The sequence below is a fragment of the Brevundimonas sp. 1080 genome (assembly GCF_040545985.1).
Classification (GTDB): domain Bacteria; phylum Pseudomonadota; class Alphaproteobacteria; order Caulobacterales; family Caulobacteraceae; genus Brevundimonas.
In genome coordinates this window covers 578,579-596,183 of record NZ_JBEPMW010000001.1, presented here as the reverse complement: position 1 = coordinate 596,183, position 17,605 = coordinate 578,579, and the positions used below count along the sequence as shown (strand labels likewise).

At 67.5% G+C, this 17,605-nt stretch carries 21 protein-coding genes, 1 tRNA gene and 1 pseudogene; 16 read left to right on the top strand and 7 right to left on the bottom strand.

Translation table 11 applies throughout. The annotated features are described in order from the left end of the window. Nucleotides 1–17: 17 nt before the first annotated feature. From folP to ABIC32_RS15245, 6 genes and pseudogenes are all read left to right on the top strand, one after another. Nucleotides 18–806, top strand: a complete 789-nt coding sequence (gene folP / locus ABIC32_RS03055) for a dihydropteroate synthase (protein ID WP_354072937.1) — start codon at nt 18–20, stop codon at nt 804–806. 64 nt (nt 807–870) lie between these two features. Next, a complete protein-coding gene (locus tag ABIC32_RS03050) occupies nt 871–1,227 on the top strand; it encodes a DMT family protein (protein WP_354072248.1) in 357 nt (118 codons plus the stop codon). A gap of 42 nt (nt 1,228–1,269) precedes the next feature. Continuing rightward, nucleotides 1,270–1,614 carry a DMT family transporter gene (locus ABIC32_RS03045; RefSeq protein WP_017506766.1) on the top strand — a complete coding sequence of 115 codons (345 nt, stop codon included), beginning with the start codon at nt 1,270–1,272 and terminating at the stop codon, nt 1,612–1,614. Beyond that, a complete protein-coding gene (thiD, locus tag ABIC32_RS03040; RefSeq protein ID WP_354072246.1) occupies nt 1,611–2,411 on the top strand; it encodes a bifunctional hydroxymethylpyrimidine kinase/phosphomethylpyrimidine kinase in 801 nt (266 codons plus the stop codon). Before ABIC32_RS03045 ends, thiD begins: the two co-directional genes overlap by 4 nt. Then, the gene (locus ABIC32_RS03035; protein WP_354072244.1) at nt 2,408–2,983 is read left to right on the top strand and encodes a nucleotidyltransferase family protein; all 576 of its coding nucleotides are present in this window, start codon (nt 2,408–2,410) and stop codon (nt 2,981–2,983) included. The genes thiD and ABIC32_RS03035 overlap by 4 nt, the downstream gene beginning before the upstream one ends. A 47-nt stretch (nt 2,984–3,030) precedes the next feature. Then, nucleotides 3,031–3,609 (top strand): annotated as a pseudogene (locus ABIC32_RS15245) (DUF3885 domain-containing protein). 10 nt (nt 3,610–3,619) lie between these two features. On the opposite strand, the gene ABIC32_RS03020 reads toward ABIC32_RS15245, so the two are convergent. Further along, nucleotides 3,620–4,009: a DUF983 domain-containing protein gene (locus ABIC32_RS03020; protein WP_055753964.1), complete on the bottom strand. Its 390-nt coding sequence runs from the start codon at nt 4,007–4,009 to the stop codon at nt 3,620–3,622. 123 nt (nt 4,010–4,132) lie between these two features. Between ABIC32_RS03020 and ABIC32_RS03015 the strand changes: the two genes are divergently transcribed. Beyond that, nucleotides 4,133–6,982: a tetratricopeptide repeat protein gene (locus ABIC32_RS03015; RefSeq protein ID WP_354072238.1), complete on the top strand. Its 2,850-nt coding sequence runs from the start codon at nt 4,133–4,135 to the stop codon at nt 6,980–6,982. Nucleotides 6,983–7,060: 78 nt separating this feature from the next. On the opposite strand, the gene ABIC32_RS03010 is transcribed toward ABIC32_RS03015, so the two are convergent. The 3 genes from ABIC32_RS03010 to ABIC32_RS03000 all read right to left on the bottom strand — a co-directional run bounded on the left by ABIC32_RS03010 (nt 7,061) and on the right by ABIC32_RS03000 (nt 8,553). After that, the gene (locus ABIC32_RS03010) at nt 7,061–7,339 is read right to left on the bottom strand and encodes an HU family DNA-binding protein (protein ID WP_017506838.1); all 279 of its coding nucleotides are present in this window, start codon (nt 7,337–7,339) and stop codon (nt 7,061–7,063) included. Nucleotides 7,340–7,453: 114 nt separating this feature from the next. Continuing rightward, the gene (fliP, locus tag ABIC32_RS03005; RefSeq protein WP_354072236.1) at nt 7,454–8,266 is read right to left on the bottom strand and encodes a flagellar type III secretion system pore protein FliP; all 813 of its coding nucleotides are present in this window, start codon (nt 8,264–8,266) and stop codon (nt 7,454–7,456) included. After that, nucleotides 8,263–8,553 carry a FliO/MopB family protein gene (locus ABIC32_RS03000; protein WP_354072234.1) on the bottom strand — a complete coding sequence of 97 codons (291 nt, stop codon included), beginning with the start codon at nt 8,551–8,553 and terminating at the stop codon, nt 8,263–8,265. Before ABIC32_RS03000 ends, fliP begins: the two co-directional genes overlap by 4 nt. Before the next feature lie 145 nt (nt 8,554–8,698). On the opposite strand from ABIC32_RS03000, the gene flgB reads away from it, so the two are divergent. The 3 genes from flgB to fliE are packed head-to-tail and all read left to right on the top strand — an operon-like array spanning nt 8,699 to nt 9,861. Next, complete coding sequence (gene flgB, locus ABIC32_RS02995; protein ID WP_017506835.1) at nt 8,699–9,103, top strand: flagellar basal body rod protein FlgB; 405 nt, start codon at nt 8,699–8,701, stop codon at nt 9,101–9,103. 25 nt (nt 9,104–9,128) lie between these two features. Further along, nucleotides 9,129–9,548: a flagellar basal body rod protein FlgC gene (flgC, locus tag ABIC32_RS02990; RefSeq protein ID WP_369796239.1), complete on the top strand. Its 420-nt coding sequence runs from the start codon at nt 9,129–9,131 to the stop codon at nt 9,546–9,548. Nucleotides 9,549–9,558: 10 nt separating this feature from the next. Beyond that, a complete protein-coding gene (gene fliE, locus ABIC32_RS02985) occupies nt 9,559–9,861 on the top strand; it encodes a flagellar hook-basal body complex protein FliE (protein ID WP_045809720.1) in 303 nt (100 codons plus the stop codon). 7 nt (nt 9,862–9,868) lie between these two features. On the opposite strand, the gene ABIC32_RS02980 is transcribed toward fliE, so the two are convergent. The 3 genes from ABIC32_RS02980 to ABIC32_RS02970 form a co-directional block, all read right to left on the bottom strand. Then, nucleotides 9,869–10,405 (bottom strand): polysaccharide biosynthesis/export family protein, encoded by a 537-nt coding sequence (locus ABIC32_RS02980; RefSeq protein WP_271041853.1) that lies wholly within the window; start codon nt 10,403–10,405, stop codon nt 9,869–9,871. 55 nt (nt 10,406–10,460) lie between these two features. After that, a complete protein-coding gene (locus tag ABIC32_RS02975; protein WP_354072231.1) occupies nt 10,461–11,792 on the bottom strand; it encodes an FAD/NAD(P)-binding protein in 1,332 nt (443 codons plus the stop codon). Nucleotides 11,793–11,890: 98 nt separating this feature from the next. Further along, complete coding sequence (locus tag ABIC32_RS02970; RefSeq protein ID WP_354072229.1) at nt 11,891–12,751, bottom strand: WecB/TagA/CpsF family glycosyltransferase; 861 nt, start codon at nt 12,749–12,751, stop codon at nt 11,891–11,893. Between the two features lie 224 nt (nt 12,752–12,975). Between ABIC32_RS02970 and ABIC32_RS02965 the strand changes: the two genes are divergently transcribed. The 6 genes from ABIC32_RS02965 to rpoN all read left to right on the top strand — a co-directional run bounded on the left by ABIC32_RS02965 (nt 12,976) and on the right by rpoN (nt 17,577). Further along, nucleotides 12,976–13,062 (top strand) — tRNA-Leu (locus tag ABIC32_RS02965). Between the two features lie 166 nt (nt 13,063–13,228). Then, nucleotides 13,229–13,843 carry a ribonuclease D gene (locus tag ABIC32_RS02960; RefSeq protein ID WP_153923049.1) on the top strand — a complete coding sequence of 205 codons (615 nt, stop codon included), beginning with the start codon at nt 13,229–13,231 and terminating at the stop codon, nt 13,841–13,843. Between the two features lie 7 nt (nt 13,844–13,850). Then, complete coding sequence (gene lptC, locus ABIC32_RS02955; protein WP_354072226.1) at nt 13,851–14,510, top strand: LPS export ABC transporter periplasmic protein LptC; 660 nt, start codon at nt 13,851–13,853, stop codon at nt 14,508–14,510. Beyond that, nucleotides 14,507–15,001: an LptA/OstA family protein gene (locus ABIC32_RS02950; protein ID WP_165118279.1), complete on the top strand. Its 495-nt coding sequence runs from the start codon at nt 14,507–14,509 to the stop codon at nt 14,999–15,001. The genes lptC and ABIC32_RS02950 overlap by 4 nt, the downstream gene beginning before the upstream one ends. Nucleotides 15,002–15,030: 29 nt before the next feature. Then, complete coding sequence (gene lptB, locus ABIC32_RS02945) at nt 15,031–15,822, top strand: LPS export ABC transporter ATP-binding protein (protein WP_174087076.1); 792 nt, start codon at nt 15,031–15,033, stop codon at nt 15,820–15,822. Between the two features lie 255 nt (nt 15,823–16,077). Continuing rightward, nucleotides 16,078–17,577 carry an RNA polymerase factor sigma-54 gene (rpoN, locus tag ABIC32_RS02940; RefSeq protein ID WP_354072224.1) on the top strand — a complete coding sequence of 500 codons (1,500 nt, stop codon included), beginning with the start codon at nt 16,078–16,080 and terminating at the stop codon, nt 17,575–17,577. Nucleotides 17,578–17,605 lie beyond the last annotated feature (28 nt).

Here is a 17,605-nt window from a genome sequence, read left to right as displayed (position 1 = left end):
TGTCGATTCCGCAGGTGATGGGCATCGTCAATGTGACGCCCGACAGCTTCTCGGACGGGGGACGGTGGGCCTCGACGGAACTGGCGATCAATCAGGCGATGCGGCTGGTCGTGGACGGAGCGGACGTGCTGGACATCGGCGGCGAAAGCACCCGGCCGGGAGCCGAGCCGGTGGAGGAAGCCGCAGAGATCGCGCGGGTCGCGCCGGTCATCGCCGGCGTCCGCGCGCGCTGGGGCGGGGCGATCAGCATCGATACGATGAAGCCCGCCGTAGCGCGCGCCGCCGTCGCGGCCGGGGCGACGATGTGGAACGACGTGACGGCGCTGAGCCATGCACCAGACAGTTTGGCGGTCGCGGCCGAGCTGGGTTGCGACGTGGTGCTGATGCACATGAAGGGCGAGCCCCGCACGATGCAGGCGGACCCGCGCTATGACGACGTGGTGGGTGAAGTGCGGGATTATTTGCACGGGCGGGCCGAGGCGGCGATGGCGGCGGGCGTGGCGCGCGAGCGGATCTGGCTGGATCCCGGCATCGGGTTCGGCAAGACCCTGGCGCACAATCTGGCGCTGACGGCGCGGCTGCGGGCGCTGGTCGATCTGGGCTTTCCGGTGCTGTACGCCGCCAGCCGCAAGCGCACGATCCAAGCTATCGACCCGACCGCGATCGCGGCCGACGACCGGCTGGGCGGGTCGCTGGCCTTGGCGCTGGAAGGCGCGCGGCGCGGGGCGCGGATGGTGCGGGTCCACGACGTGCGCGAGACGGTGCAGGCGCTGAAGGTCCAGGCGGCGGTGACGGCGGCGGATTGAAGGCCCGCGACGGACGGTCGCAGCGGGTGTAGAGGGCAGGTCTGCAACAGCCCTGATCTGCCCCATGCCCCTGACCGCCTACATCGCCCCCATCGTCATGTTGTGCCTGTCGAACGTCTTCATGACCTTCGCCTGGTACGGCCATCTGAAGTTCGATCACAAGCCGCTGTGGCTGCTGGTCATGGCCAGCTGGGGCATCGCCTTCTTCGAATACTGGCTGGCGGTGCCGGCCAACCGCATCGGCATTCAGGTCTATTCGCCGGCCGAGTTGAAGACGATGCAGGAGGTGATCACCCTGTTGGTCTTCGCCGGCTTTTCGGTCCTGTATCTGGGCGAGAAGCTGACGGTGAACCATCTGGTCGGGTTCGCCTTCATCGCGCTTGGGGCCTTCTTCATCTTCAGGGGACCGCTGGGCGGCTGATCGCAGCTTGCTCCGGACCGCGGCCTGTTCCATCTGGTCGCCATGTCCTGGGTGATGTCGATCAATCCGTGGGCGACGCTGGTCGTCGCCGGTCTGCTGGAGGTCCTGTGGGCCTCGGGCCTCAAGAATGTGGGCGTCAGCCGGCCGTGGACCTCGCTGGGGGTTCTGATCGCGCTGGCGGGCAGCATGATCCTGTTGTGGGTCGCAACGCAGAAGCTGCCGATCGGCACGGCCTATGCGGTGTGGACCGGCATCGGGGCGGTGGGCGCGGCCGTGGTGGGCATCCTGGTCTATGGCGAGCCGGCGACGGCGGTCAGGGCCGTGTGCATCTTGCTGATCGTGGCGGGCATTGTCGGGCTGAAACTGTTTTCGGGAGCGGCGGCATGAGCGCGCTTCATCAAGGACGCGTCTTGATCCTGGCGGGGTCCGACAGCGGCGGCGGCGCGGGCATCCAGGCCGACATCAAGGCCGTGACGATGATGGGCGGGTTCGCCGCCACCGCCATCACGGCCATCACGGTGCAGAACACCCTGGGCGTCCACGGGGTCCATCCGCTGCCGCTCGATCTGATCGCAGCACAGGCGCGGGCGGTGCTGGAGGACATCGGGACCGATGCGGTCAAAACCGGCATGCTGGGCTCGGTCGAGGTGGTCGAGACGGTCGCGACCCTGCTGGACGAGGCGGACGCCCCGGCGGTCGTCGATCCGGTCATGGTGGCCAAGGGCGGTCATCCCCTGTTGCCGGATGCGGCGGTCGAAGCGGTGAAGCGCCTGATGATCCCGCGCGCGGCCCTGCTGACGCCCAATGCGCCCGAGGCCGAGGCCCTGACGGGCTTTGCGGTCTACGACCTGGACGGCCAGAGACGGGCGGGCGAGGCCTTGCTAGCCATGGGGGCGCGGGCGGTGCTGATGAAGGGCGGGCATGTGTCGGGGCCGACGGTGATCGACCTGCTGATGACCGCAGACGGCGAGACGGTGCTGGAGGCCGAGCGGGTCGACACCCGCCACACTCACGGCACCGGCTGCACCCTGGCCAGCGCCTGTGCAGCCGGGCTGGCGATGGGTCGGCCGCTGGAGGTCGCGGTGGCCGAAGCCTGGGCCTATGTCGGCGAGGCGATCCGCCGCGCGCCGGGCCTGGGCGGCGGACACGGGCCGCTGGACCACGGCTGGCCGGTGCGGGGATGAGCGAGCTGGAGGCGGACCTGACCGCCATCGTGCGCGCCGACGCTGGCCTGATGCACGTCCTGACGACCATCCGGGCGCTGGGCCTGCCCGATTGGCGGCTGGTGTCGGGAGCGGTCTATCAGGCCGTGTGGAACGCCAGGACGGGCCGGCCGGCGGGCTATGGGGTCAAGGACTACGACCTAGCCTATTTCGACGGTTCGGACCTGTCCTACGAGGCCGAGGACGTCGTCATCAAACGCGTCGCCGCCGCCTTCGACGAACCGTTCCGCAGCCAGGTCGAGGTCCGCAACCAAGCGCGGGTGCATCTGTGGTTCCAGAACCGGTTCGGCGAACCCTATGCGCCGTTGCATTCGACGGATGAGGCGCTGGGGCGGTTCGTGGCGCCGACCTTTGCGGTCGGGGTGCGGCTGGAGGAGGATGACAGCCTCAGCGTCGCTGCGCCGTTCGGGCTGGAGGATGTGTTCGACCTGACGATCCGGCCCAACCCAAGCCGGCCGGTGGCCAAGGGCTGGGCCAAGGCCGTCGACAGCGCGCGGGCGCGCTGGCCCGAGCTGACGGTCATCGAACCCTAAAAATATCCTGCTGGCGTCGCGCAATCACAGTCGGCTAGGTTGTGGCGATGAGCGGATTTGAACACAGCTGGTCGCAGTTTCACGGCGATCATTGGCCCATCGGCTATCGGCTCAGACAAGGCGGTGCGGCGAACTGGGTTCGATTTCACTCGCTGCCGCAATCCAAACGCTATGCCGACAGCGATGATGACTGGCGCACGCTCCTGCACCGGCAGAACGCTCTGGCCGCAGCCGTTTTGGGACATGGCCCGTGTTGGCTGGTCTAGACGCATTGGGTGAGCGCGCCCGGCACGACTGACATAGCCGACGTGCACGACCCGTTCGCGGCGACCCGAGCCTTCGATCTTCAACTCGCCTTTGAACTCGTGGACGCGGTTGACGGCGAAGTGTACCGCTGGCGCGTTCACGCAGGTCCGACGCGGTGGTCCAATGGCAGGTTCGATGATCTCCTGAAAAAGATCGCCGACGATGAGGCTGGACCGACGCTCTGGATGGCGCAAGCCGACGGCTCCATCTTTGCGCCCTATGACGGAGGCGTCGACCTCTTCCTTTCTCAGCCGTCGCAGGTGGCTCAACTGAAAACGGCGCACAAGAACTGGCTGTCCGCCCATCCCGAAGGCCTTTGAGGATCGAACCCTAGAAAGGCCCGTGCTTGCCGTTCGAGGAGAACTCGGGCGGGGCGGCCTTGTGGACATATTGTTCGGCGACCAGCCAGGCCTTGAAGGGGCGCAGGCAGCCCAGGCACAGGGCGACCAGGATGGGCAGGGTCACCACCAGATGCACCCAGATCGGCGGGTGGACGGTGAAGTCGAACACCATCAGCAGGATCATCCCCACCACCCCGACGGCCGTCATGACGAAGAAGGCCGGGCCGTCCGCCGGATCGGCGAAGGCGTAGCTGAGCCCGCATTCCGGACATTCCGTCTGCAGCGTCAGATAGCCTTTGAACAGAGGGCCCTTGCCGCAGCGGGGGCAGCGACAGGCCAGGCCGGTCTTCAGGGTGCTGAGGCGCGGGTAATCGGTCATGCGGCGATTATGGGCGCTTAAATCGGCGCTGTCGCGTGGACCGGTTGTCCCAAGGCCATTCCTCATCACGGTGAACGGCGGTTAACCGCGATTAAAGGCCTTGTGCGGCATGGGTCGGGAGATATGTCCGGGGCCTCGCCGACAAAGCGCATCCTGAAGACGACCGTGGCCGCCGCCACGGCCGGCGCCGTCGTGTTCGCGCCGATGGCGCCGCTGGCCCAGGAAGTCGGCCGGTCGCGCGATCCGCTGTCCATCAATATCGGCGCCAACGCCGAGTTCACGCGGGTCGAGTTCGGCGGCGTGATCGGGGTGCGCTCGCGCGTCAGCCGCGAGGGCGACAAGGTCGTCGTTAGGCTGGGGACCACCGCCGCGCCCGACGTTTCGCGATTGAAGGTCGATCCGCCGGCGGGGGTGAAGTCGGTCGAGACGCGGCCGAGCCGGGGCGCGGGCGGCACGGACCTGATCCTGACGCTGGAACAGGGCGCGGATGCACGCTCGGGCGTGGCGGACGGGGCGGTGTGGCTGAACCTCTATGCGCCCGGCAAGGCGCCGGAGGGTGGGGACGCCGCCGCGCCGCAGACGACCAAGGCCGTGGTGCCGGTGCGGGCCGAGACGGCCGGCGGCAAGACCGTCCTGACGTTCGACTGGGGCGCGCCGGTGGGGGCGGCGGTCTTCCGCCGTGGCGATGCCGTGTGGGTCGTGTTCGACACGGCCGCGCGCATGGATATGAGCGGCGCCAAGGCGCTGGGATCGGCCAAGAACGCCCAGTGGGCGGCGGGGCCGGGCTATACGGCCCTGAGGATCGCCGAACCCGAGGGGCTGGGCGTCTCGGCGCAGGGGCAGGGCGGGACCTGGACCGTGACCCTGGGCGGCTCCGACGGGGCGGCGGGCGGGGTCGAGGTCGGCCGGTCCGACGACGGCGCGCCGGTGCTGGTGGCGCAGATGGCCGGGGCGACCAAGGCGGTCTGGCTGACCGATCCGCTGGTTGGCGACCGGTTCGCGGCGGTGACGGCCCTGGCGCCCGGCAAGGGCTACGCCGGCGGACGGCGCACGGTCGATCTGAGCCTAATCCCGACCGCGCAGGGCCTAGCGGTCGAGACGTCGGCCGACGACCTGAAGATCGAGGCGGCGGGCGACCTGGTGACCCTGAGCCGGCCCAAGGGGCTAGCCTTGTCGTCGCCGGCGGCCGGGCTGGAGACGGGCGACCACAATGCGGATGCGCCCAAGCGGGCGGCCTATCCGGCGCTGATCGACGAGGCCTGGGCCGCGACGGGCGAGGCGGGATTTTCAGACCGCTATCGCCGGCTGCAGGATGCGGCCGGGCTGGAGACGATCGCGGCGGCGGACAATCCGCGCGCGCCGATCGAGGCGCGGATGGCGCTGGCGCGGTTCCTGGTCGGGTCGGGCCTGAACTATGAGGCCATCGGGGTGCTGAACGCCCTGATCGCCAAGGCGCCCAACCTGCAAGGGGAGCCCGAGGTGCGCGGCCTGCGCGGGGTGGCGCGCGTCGGCGTCGGGCGGCTGGAGGAGGCCCAGGTCGATTTCGCGGGCGCGGCTCTGGCGGGCGATCCGGCGACCAAGGTCTGGCTGGGCTATATCGCCTCCGAAATGGGCGACTGGGAGGGGGCGCGTCGCAACTTCGCCGCCGGCGCACCGGCCATCGACAGCTTCCCCAAGGAATGGCGCGCGCGGTTCGGCGCGGCCCACGCCATGGCCGCGATCCAAATGAATGATCTCGCCGCCGCCCAGCAGCTGTTGGCCTATGTATTCAGCCAGGATGCGCCAGCGGTCGATCAACTGACCGCGCGTCTGGTGCAGGCGCGGATGTTCGAGCTGAACGGCGACAAGACCCGGGCGCTGGCAGTCTATAAGGCCGTGGCGCGCGCGCCGCTGGACGGGATCGCGACGCCGGCGAAACTCGGCGCCATCAGCCTGGAGCTGGACAAGGGCGCGATCACGCCGGATCAGGCGACGGCCCAGCTGGAACAGCTGAAATGGCGCTGGCGCGGGGATGCGACCGAGATGGCGGTCGTGCGCAAACTGTCGGGCATCTATCTGCAACAGGGGCGATACCGCGAGGCGCTGGACGCCCTGCGCGGCGCGGGCAAGCGAATGGCGGGCGTGCCGGGCGCAGCCGAGGTGCAGGCGGATCAGGCCAACGCCTTCCGCGCCCTATTTCTGGACGGGGCGGCGGACGGTTTGCAGCCGGTGCAGGCGCTGGCGCTGTTCTATGACTTCCGCGAACTGACGCCGATCGGGGCGGACGGCGACGAGATGGTCCGGCGTCTGTCGCGGCGTCTGATCGACGTGGACCTGCTGGATCAGGCCGCCGAACTGCTGAAGCACCAGGTGGACGAGCGTCTGGACGGAGTGGCCAAGGCCCAGGTCGCGACCAATCTGGCCACCGTCTATCTGATGGACCGCCAGCCGGAGAAGGCGTTGCAGGCCATCTGGGGCTCGCGCACCACCCTGCTGCCCAATGCGATGAACAGCGAGCGCCGGGCGCTGGAGGCGCGCGCCCTGATGGATCTGGGCCGGTTCGACCATGCGCTTGAGGTGCTGGACCGGGATCAGTCGAACCCGGCGCGCGAGGTGCGGGCCGACATCTTCTGGAAGCAGCAGAAGTGGGGCGAGGCGGCGCCGATTTATGAGGCGCGGCTGGGCGATCGCTACAAGACCGCGACCACGCCGCTGACGCCGGCCGAGGAAAGCTGGCTGATCCGGGCGGGCGTCGGCTATTCGCTGGCGGGCGATCGGGCCGCGTTGCAGCGGCTGAGCGGGCGCTTTGGGCCGATGGTTCCCGGCGCGCGTTCGGCGGCGGCGCTGCGGGTCGCGCTGGATGACAATCTATCGGGCGTGGCGGGAACGGGCGACTTCGCCAATCTGTCCAGCCAGGCCGACACCTTCGTCGGCTGGGTCAACAGCGCCAAACAGGCGTTCAGAAAAGAAGCCGACGCGAAGAGCGCCGCCTGAAATTGAAGCGGGCGGAGATCGCATCGCGACCCCCGCCCGTCGAGCATTGCCGGTCCTGCATCGCAGGACCGAAAAGGCTTAGCCGTTGACGGCGTCCTTCAGCGGCTTGGAGACGCGGAAGCGCACGGCCTTGGAGGCGGCGATCTTGATGGTCGCGCCGGTAGCCGGGTTGCGGCCTTCGCGCTCAGCGCGGTCGGCGGTGTCGAAGACGCCCAGGTTCGAGATGCGGATGTCGCCGCCCGACTTCAGGGTCGAGTGGATGTTTTCGACGATCGCGGTCAGCACCTTGCCGGCGTCGGCCTGCGAAACACCAGCGTCCTTGGCGACGGCGGCGATCAGTTCGGCTTGAGTGGTCATAAGAAGCGTTTCCAGTGTTAGTCGCCCGATTCCGAGCGAGGACCGGGGGATCAACACGGATTTCCCTATGCTTTGCAAGCGCCGATGACGCTTAAAGCCATATGGGGCGGGGGATTATCCGGTACCGGACGCCCGTTGGAAGCTCTCGACCAGGCTTCCGGCGACCAATCGCCAGCCGTCCACCAGCACGAAAAAGATCAACTTGAAGGGGAGGGAGACGACCACCGGAGGGAGCATCATCATGCCCATGGACATCAGCACGCTGGCCACCACCAGATCGATCACAAGGAACGGAACGAAAAGGAGAAATCCGATTTCGAACGCCTTCTTCAACTCGCTGATCATGAAGGCTGGCGTGACCACGCGCAGGGGCAGGTCCTGGACGTTCTGGGGCGGGTCGATCTTCGACAGACGGGTGAACAGGGCGAGGTCCCCGCGGTCCACCTGGGCCAGCATGAAGGTTTTTACGGGTTCGGACGCCTGATCGAAGGCCTGGGGCAGTTCGATCTGCTGATCCATCAGCGGACGGATGCCCGAATCATAGGCGTCCTGCCAGGTCGGGGCCATGACGATGGCGCTCAGGAACAGCGACAGAGACACCAGGACGGCGTTCGGCGGCGACTGTTGCAGGCCCAGCGCCGTGCGCAGCAGCGACAGGACCACGATGATCCGCACGAAGCTGGTGGTCATGATGACGATGGACGGCGCCAAGGACAGGACGGTCATCAGACCGACCAACTGGATCACGCGCTGGGTCAGGCCGGCGCCGGTACCCAGATCAATGTTCAGGGCCGAGCCGCTTTGCGCCGCCTGCTGGGCCAGGGCCGCGACGGGCCAGGCCAGGCAGACCAGAGTGGTGAACAGCGACAGCAGGGCCGCGCGTTTCAGCTCGGCGCCGGTCGGCTTGACGAAGACGGCGGGCTTCACTGGCCGCCTCCCATTTTGCCGACAGGGGGCTGACGCGGTTCGATCAGTTCACGGCCTTCGCCCAGCAGGATCAGCCGCTCCTCGTCGTCGACGCGGACCAGAACGAGGCGACGGGCGGGGTCCAGCACCAGGGTCTCGACGACCTGAAGCCGGCGCTCGCCGCGCTCCGCATTCAGCCGCGCCAGGATTTGCGGCGCATAACGGCGCGCAGCCCAGGCCGCGATCCCGATCAGGCCGAGGGTGAAGGCCAGGCCGAAGACCGCCCGGGCGAGATCGAGGAAATTCATGACGCTGCAAAGGCCCCGCGCAGTCCGCGCTTAGACCCTGAATGTTAACCAGCACGGTTAACGAGCCGTTGAGATAACCCCCTATTAACCATCCAGGCGGCATTTTCTGCCCATCGCGCGCATTCGCGTCGCACGGGAGACCGCCATGGGCGTCGCCGACATACCGCTGCTGGGGCAGATCAAGGGCCGGCTGGGCTGGCTGGACGCCCGCCAGCGGGTCATCGCCGAGAACGTCGCCAACGCCGATACGCCGGGCTTCGTCGGGCGCGACCTGAAACAGCCGACCGACTTCGCCGCCGCCATGCGCTCGGGCGGGGGGCTGCAGATGGTGCGCACCAATGCGGCCCATATCGCGCCGGCCGGTTCACCGGTGCGGTTCGCTCCGACCAAGGCGCCCGATTCGGAGACCACGCTGGACGGCAATTCGGTCGTGGTTGAAGAGCAGATGCTGAAGATGGCCGAGAGCCGCATGGCCTATGACGCCGCCATCGGCTTCTACCAGAAATCCATGTCCATGATCCGCATGGCCGCCAAGCGGCCGGGCGCCTGAGCCGATGGCCGAGAAGGACTGACCCATGCCTGATCCCATCCCCCCTTCGAACAGCGCCATGGCGGTGGCGGCCTCGGCCCTGAAGGCGCAGCAGTCGCGCATGCGCGTGATCGCCGAGAACATCGCCAACGCCCAGTCGACGGCGCGCACGCCGGGCGGCGAGCCCTATCGCCGCCAGATCCCGGTCTTCCAGGCGCGCGAGGTCGATGGGGCGACCGGCGTCACCCTGGCCGAGGTCCGGCCCGACCAGGGCGACTTCAAGATGGACTATGACCCGTCGCACCCGGCCGCGAACGCGCAGGGCTATGTGATGCGGCCCAATGTCGATACCCTGGTCGAGGCGATGGACATGCGCGAGGCGCAGCGCGCCTATGAGGCCAATCTGAACGTCATCGAGACGGCGCGGTCGATGGACAGCCGCACCCTCGACATCATCAAACGCTGAGGACTAGGCCATGAATCCGATGATGGCCGCCAAGGCCTATGCCGCCGTTCAGGGCGGCGCCATGCCGACAGCAGCCCAGGCGCCCGGCGTCGGGGACGGCGGCTTCGCCGACCTTGTCAAGAACGCCATGACCGACATGACCCAGCAGTCGCGCGCGGCCGAAACCCAGATGACCCGCTCGGTTCAGGGCCAGGGCAATTTGATCGACGTGGTCACGGCGCTGAGCTCGGCCGAGGCGTCCCTGGAAACGGTGATCTCGGTCCGCGATCAGGTGATTTCCGCCTATAAGGAAATCATGGCGATGCCGATCTGACGGCGGGTCAGAAGTAGCGTTCGCCGATCCGCAGGGTGTCGCCGGGCGAAACACGCGCATCGGCGGTCAGCGGCTGGGCCTCTTCGACCGGTGATCCGGCGCGACGCACGAAGACGCGGCGCGTGTTGGCGCGATAGGTGAAGCCTTGCGCCGTCGCCACGGCGTTCAGCACCGTCAGGTCCGGCAGATAGGGGTATTCTCCCGGCCGATTGACCTCGCCCAGGATGTAGATCGGCCGATAGGTCAGGACCTGGGCGGTGACGCGCGGCTGATTCAGATAGCCTTGGCTCAAGGCTTGAGCGACGGCGTCCTGAAGCTGGGCGCCTGTCAAGCCGGCAGCCTGGACCTCGCCGATCAGGGGCAGGGCGATCCGGCCGTTGGCGTCGATCACGAACTCGCCGCCCAGCGCCGCCTCGCCGAAGACGTCGATGCGCACCTTGTCGGCGGAGGCGAGGCGGTAGTCCGACACGCTCTGAGGCGCAAAGGCCGTCAGGCCCAGCGACAGGATCGCGACCAGCAGGCCGATGCCTGTCCTTGCCCCCATGTCATCGCCCCCGATCGCTTCGGGTGTGAAGGCTAAACGTGTCGGTTGTTCGGGTCTAGGGGCGGTCCGACAGGATACGGGCGGCGAGATCGCGCGCCTGGCCGCGCAGGTCAGGCACGGCCGTCATCTCCCAGAAGGCGCCGCGCGTCAGGGGGCCGATGGCGTGAAGGCCGCGCGCGGGGGCGCCGGCCCCATCCAGCAGACTGCCCTCGTCATCGACTTGCAGCCCAAGGCCCAGGGGATCGGGGCGACCGTAACCCTTGTCCAGGATGTCGCGGATCATCGGTTCGGTGCTCTTTGAGATCACGCCCAGCGGCCCGGTGCAGTTCACGACCAGATCGAACCGCTCCTTGATGGCGCGCTTCTTTCCGCGCGGACGCCACGAGACCTCGATGACGTCGGTGGCCTTCAGCTCTGTCAGCTTGCCGGCCAGGATCGTCAGCTCGCCGCCGGCCAGCATGGAATGGATGTCACGGGCCGGGCCGGGCGACAGGCGGTGACGATGCACGTCCCACAGGGGGCGCAGATGGCGCAGGAAGCGGCTGCGCTCGACCCGCGACCAGCCGCGCCAGATGTCGCGCGCGGAATGGCGCAGGCGATCAAACACGGCGCGCCAGTCCGCCTCGGCCGTCGCAGCGCGGATCTGACGCAGGATTTCGGCGGGGCTGCCCGAAAAGGCGCCGACATAGGGCGTGGGCGGAACGGTGGCGTGGGCGCGGGGCAAAAGCCCGTGACGCGACAGGGCGGTCAGGCGGCGTCCGGGTCGGCGCAGGGTGATGGCTGCATCCACCATCGTCAGGCCCGAACCGATCAGCAGGACATTGCGGGCGTCGCGCGCCGTCTGGGGATCGAACCGCCAAGGGTTTTCGACATAGGCGGGGGAGGCGCGCACCGCGTCCTCGACGCCAGGGGGCGAGGCGGGCTCCAGATTGCCTAGCGCCAGCACGACCTGATCGGCCGCGACCTCTCCCTCGCTGGTCAGGATGCGCCAGCCGTCCTCCTGGCGATCGATGGATTGCGCCTCGGCGCCGATCAGGGTCAGTCGGTCGGGGGCGTCGTCCAGCGCCTCGTCCAGCAGGGCCTGAAGATAGTCGCCATAGACGCCGCGGGTGATGAAGCCGTCCTGGGCGCGCCACGACGGCTGTTCGGCCAGCCAGTCGGCGAGGTGGCCGGGCTGGTCGGGAAAGGCGCTCATATTGTCCAGGCGGACGTTCAGCAGATGGCCGGGATTGCCGGTGTCATAGGCGGTGCCGGGACCGAAAACGCCGCGCCGTTCGATCAGGGTGACGCGCACGTCGCGTGAGGCCTTCAGCAGATTGACGGCGGTCAGCAGGCCGCTGAAACCCGCGCCGACGATGGCGACATGCAGTCCATTCTGCTGCGGCACGCGCACCCCCGTTTCCCGTTTCCGTCGCTATCGATAACACGCAGCCGTCCAGAGGATCATGGCGATAAATATCTATCTGGCCAGTAGGAATAACGTGATCAGCGGTTGCGACCCCTGGCCTTTAGGATGTCGCGCAGGGCCAGCGGAAGAAGCGTCCAGGGCTCGACGCAGTAGCGGACAAACAGCCGTTTGGGGTCGTGCAGCAGGCGATAGGCCCATTCGACGCCGGCGCGTCCCATCCAGCGCGGGGCCGCGCTCTGAACCCCCGCCTCATAGTCGATGGCGGCGCCGACCGACAGGATGACGCAATCGGGCAGGCGCTCGAAGTTTTCGGCGATCCAGAGCTCCTGGCGCGGCATTCCCATGCCGACGAACAGGATGTGGGGCTTAAAGGCCGTGATCCGATCCAGGACGGCCGCGTTCTCGAGCGAACCGGGCCGGGCGTCGAAGAATCCGTGCTGGATGGCGATGTCGGCGTCCGGATAGCGGAGCTTCAGCCGGCGGGCCGCCTCGTCGCCGACGCCGGGCGCGCCGCCGACGGACAGGACGCGCCAGCCCTCGCGGTTCGCCACGCTCCAGAAATGGTCGCGCCAGTCCAGATAGGTGCAGCGGTGAAAGCCTCGGCTGTGCAGGCCCACGGCGCGCGAGAAGGCCAGCAGCGGCGTCGAATCGACCTCGATCAGATCGGCCTTGTCGTAGAAGGCGCCGAGTTCAGGCCGCTTCTGCATCAGATACAGGCTGTGCAGATTGTGATTGGCGATCAGGCTTTTTTCGCCCTGTCGCACCGCCTGCTGAATGTGGTGCAGCACCTCTTCCGGCTTCACCAGATCCATCGGTTGACCCAGGATCGTGACCCGCTCGTGGGCGCGGCGGTTCTGGCGGAACGGCGCGCGCGGCCGAGCGCGGCGCTCCGTGGCGAAGCGCTCTGGCGCAGAGGGGCTAAGAGACGGGTCCGCCATGCGGCGCTTGTAGGCGACCTCGCCTCAAGACGGGGTTAGAAAACAGGCTTAGCGCCCATTAAGTCGCCGCCGAACGCGGATCGAAAACGACGTGCGGCCAGGCTTGCCCCGTCGCCTGAGCAAGAAATCTCGCAAAGGCGAAAAATCCTTGTTGACCCCGCCCGGAGCCTCCCTTAGAGGTCCGCGCCTTCCCGATGGAAACGCCGCAAGGCGCTGCCGACGGGGCCCAGATGGCGGAATTGGTAGACGCGCTGGCTTCAGGTGCCAGTGGCTTAACGGCCGTGGAGGTTCGAGTCCTCTTCTGGGCACCATTTTTCAGAAAGCGTCGCACCGAACGGTGCGGCGCTTTCTTTTTTTGGCCTATCGGAATGCGCGCGGCGCATTCCTGCTTGAGGCCGTTTCGTGAATGCGGCGCGCGGCGCTCAGCATTGCTGTAGGCCGTTTCGCGCGCCGCGTTCGCCGTGTAAGAGCCTGAGCATGACCGTTTACCTGCATGAGGGCGACCTGCCCGACGATCTGGACCTGGGGTCCGAGGTCGCCATCGATTCCGAGACGATGGGTCTGCGTTTCCGCCGCGATCCGCTGTGCGTGGTGCAGCTGTCGTCGGGCGATGGAAACGCCCATGTCGTGCGGCTGAACCGGCCCGCCTATGACTGTCCGAATCTGAAGCGGGTGCTGACCGATCCGGCGGTGACCAAGATCTTCCATTTCGGCCGGTTCGACATCGGCATGTTCCTGCTGCACCTCGGCGTCGAGACGCGGCCGGTCTATTGCACCAAGATCGCCTCTAAGCTGGCGCGCACCTATACCGACCGGCACGGGCTGAAGGACGTGGTGCGCGAGACGGTGGGTGTGGACCTGTCCAAGGCGCAGCAGTCCTCGGACTGGGGCGCCGAGACGCTGAGCCAGGCGCAACTGGACTATGCGGCGTCGGATGTCCTTTATCTGCACGCGGCCAAGGCCAAGCTGGATATGATGCTGGCGCGCGAAGGGCGAACCGAACTGGCCGCTGAATGTTTCGACTTCCTGCCGACGCGGTCGGCGCTCGACCTGGCCGGCTGGGACGAGACCGACATCTTCGCCCACAGCTGAGGCGCGCTTGACCGAACACGGCGAACAGTCCCGCATCGAGGCCGACGAGGCCAGGGTCGCCCTGGCCGGCGCCCGCTGGCGTGCGCGCTCGCGGCGGGTGAAGCTGTATCGCCGCGTTCTGCCGATCGTCATCCTGGTGCTGGCGGGCGGCGCCCTGACCTGGACCGTGTTCCGCACCGTTATGTCGGGGGTGGAGCGCAAGGCCAGCCAGAGCCAAGAGGTTCGCCTGGATGCGCCCCTGTTCCACGGTCAGGACGCGCAGGGCCGCGCCTTCACCGTCGGCGCCCAGGGCGGCGTGCGCGATCCCAATACCGGCAAGTTCAAACTGATCGGCCCGGCGCTGAAGCTGAACCTGGGCGGGCGCAAGGTCACCGAACTGACGGCCGACGGCGGCATCTATGACGAGCAGGCCAAGACGGTGACGATCGGTCCGAACGTGCGCATTTCGGACGGCGGCACGGGCTTTGTCCTGACCACGCCCGAGGCGGTGGTCGACACCTCGACCGGAAACGTCACCGGTTCAAAGGGCGTTCAGGGTTCCGGCCCTATTGGAACCATCAACGCATCGTCCTATGCGATCTACGATCAGGGACAGCGCGTCGTGTTCGACGGCGCAGGCGACAACAAGGTGAAGGGCGTTCTGACGCCCAAGGGGTCAGGCGGATGATCGTGACGAAGATTTCGAAGACGCTGGCCGTCATCGCGGCGGCGGCCGTCGTGGGCATGCCGGCCCTAGTGGACGCGCAGGCTCAGGCGACCAATCAGCCCGTCGCCTATGGCGCAGACTCGGTCGAATACGCCCCCAACCGCATCATCCTGCGCGGCCGGGCCGAGGCGACGCAGGGCGGCAACCGCTTTCGCGCCGACACCCTGACCCTGGTCAGCGGCGAGGGCGGCGATCTGCAACGCGCCGAGGCCAGCGGCACGGTCTATTTCGTGACGCCCGACCAGTCGATGCGCGGCGACCGCGCCGTCTACAACCTAGGCAACGGCGAGATCGTGGTGACGGGCAACGTCATCCTGACCCAGGGCAAGAACGTCCTGACCGGCTCGCGCCTGGTCTACAACATCAACACCGAGACCGCCCGCATGGACGGCGCGCCGCGCGGCGCCGCCGGAAGCCGCGTGCAGGGCGTCTTCTATCCCAACTCGAACTGAGGCCGTCTGGCCGTCACGGACCTGAGCATTTGGCGCGCAAGGAACTGTCAGCCCTGAACCTGGACGAGCGGCCGCAACCGGCCGCCGTGGCGCCCGCGCCTGCGGAAAAGGGCCTGCGGGTGATGAATCTGGCGCGGTCGTTCGGCCAGCGTCAGGTGGTGCGCGACGTATCCCTGACGGTCCAGCGCGGCGAGGTCGCGGGCCTGCTTGGCCCGAACGGCGCGGGCAAGACGACCTGCTTCTACATGATTACCGGCTTGATCCCGCCGGATTCGGGCGCGATCTGGCTGGACGGCGAGAACATCACCGGCCAGCCGATGTATCAGCGCAGCCGCATGGGCTTGGGTTATCTGGCGCAGGAAGCCTCGATCTTTCGCGGCATGACGGTCGAGCAGAACGTCAAGGCGGTGGTCGAGCTGAACTATCCGCGCGACCAGATCCGCGCCGAAACCGACCGGCTGCTGAACGAACTGCACATCGACCATCTGCGCCACGCGCGGGCGACGGCGCTGTCGGGGGGCGAGCGTCGGCGGGTGGAGATCGCGCGGGCGCTGGCCGGACGGCCGTCCTTCATGCTGCTGGACGAACCCTTCGCTGGCATCGACCCCCTGGCCATCGCCGACATCCGCACCGTGATCCGCTATCTGGCCAGCCAAGGCATCGGCGTGCTGATCACCGACCACAATGTGCGCGAGACCCTGGACATCACTGACCGGGTGTCAATTATCTCGAACGGCGCAGTGCTGTTCGAAGGCACGTCCGACGAGGCGATTCACGACGCCGAAGTGCGCCGGGTGTATCTGGGTGAAAACTACATCTGACGATTAGCGTTTCCTCCCTGCGAAGCGGGGAGGGGGAACCGCGCGCAGCGTGGTGGAGGGGGTTTTTGAGCCCCACAAGCGCTAGCGATGCGGTGAAGACCCCCTCCGTCACGGCGCTTGAAGGACGCGCCGCGCCACCTCCCGATGAAATGGGGAGGAGACAAAAAGCGCGTTCGTCTCGCGTTAACCGGTTCGGCGACATGCTGTCCCAGCAAGTTCCGGGCCACTTGGCGGCCGGGCGGGAAGATTTCGAACGTGATAGGGCAAAGGTTAGAGGTCAGGCAGGGGCAGGGGCTGGTCATCACGCCCCAGCTGCAGCAGGCGATAAAGCTGCTGCAACTGTCGAACCTCGAGCTGGAGGACTTCGTCGACGCCGAGTTGGAACGCAATCCGCTGCTGCAACGCGAGGAGCCGGAGGGCGATGCGCCCGAGCCGGTCGAGCGCGTCGAGGCGCCGGCGGACGGTGAAATGTCGTTCGGCGACGGGGTCGGACATGAGGCCGTGTCCGGCATGGATGCGGGTTCGGACGATGTCTATGGCGACGCCGCGCCGGGCGAGCGCACCAGCGACCGGATGACTGACGAAGCCCAGCCTGGGCTGTCGGACTGGTCCAGCGCCGGCAAGGGCGGCCAGATGTTCGAGGGCGGGGGCGAGCGGCCCGACGCGCACGAGTTGACACTGTGGGAGCATCTTCAGGCCCAGGCGTCGAGCGCGGGCCTGACGCCAGCCGACCACGGCATCGCCCTGACCCTGATCGATGCGACCGACGAGGGCGGCTATCTGCGGGGGGAACTGACCGAATTCGCCGACCGGCTGGGCGTGCCGCTGGAGCGGATCGAGGCGGTGCTGAGCGTTTGTCACGGCTTCGAGCCGACCGGAATCATGGCGCGGTCGGTGCCGGAATGCCTGAAGCTGCAACTGATCGAGCGCAATCGGTTCGATCCGGCGATGGCGGCGCTGCTGGACAATCTGGACCTGCTGGCCAAGCGCGATCTGGCGGGCCTGCGCCGCGTCTGCGAGGTCGATGGCGAGGATCTGACCGACATGATCGCCGAACTGCGGGCGCTGACGCCGCGTCCGGGCGCAGGCTTCGGCGGCGAGCCGGCGCAGACGGTCGTGCCCGACGTGCATGTGAGGCCGGACCCCGCCGGCGGCTGGCGGGTCGAGCTGAACGCCGACACCCTGCCGCGCCTGTTGGTCGATAAACGCTATCACGGTCTGGTTCAGGCCGGCGCGCGATCGGATACCGAAAAGACCTTCGTCGCCGACTGCGCCGCCCAGGCCAACTGGCTGGTCAAGTCGCTGGATCAGCGGGCCAAGACCATTCTGAAGGTCTCATCCGAGATCGTGCGCCAGCAGGACGCCTTCCTGGCCTTCGGCGTCGAGTTCCTGAGACCGCTCAATCTGAAGACGGTCGCCGACGCCATCGGCATGCACGAATCCACCGTCAGCCGCGTCACCTCGAACAAATATATCGCCACGCCGCGGGGCGTGTTCGAGCTGAAATTCTTCTTCACCGCCGCCATCCAGTCGGTGGACGGGGCATCGACCCATTCGGCCGAAGCCGTCCGTCACAAGATCAAATCCATGATCGACGGCGAGGGGGTTGAAGGTGACGTTTTGTCCGACGACCGGATCGTCGAAATCCTGAAGGAAACGGGCATCGACATCGCCCGCCGCACCGTGGCCAAATATCGGGAAGCCTTGAGGATTCCGTCCTCGGTCGAGCGCCGCCGGATGATGAAGACCGGCTGACATCCACAGCCAAGCGTGACCACAAATC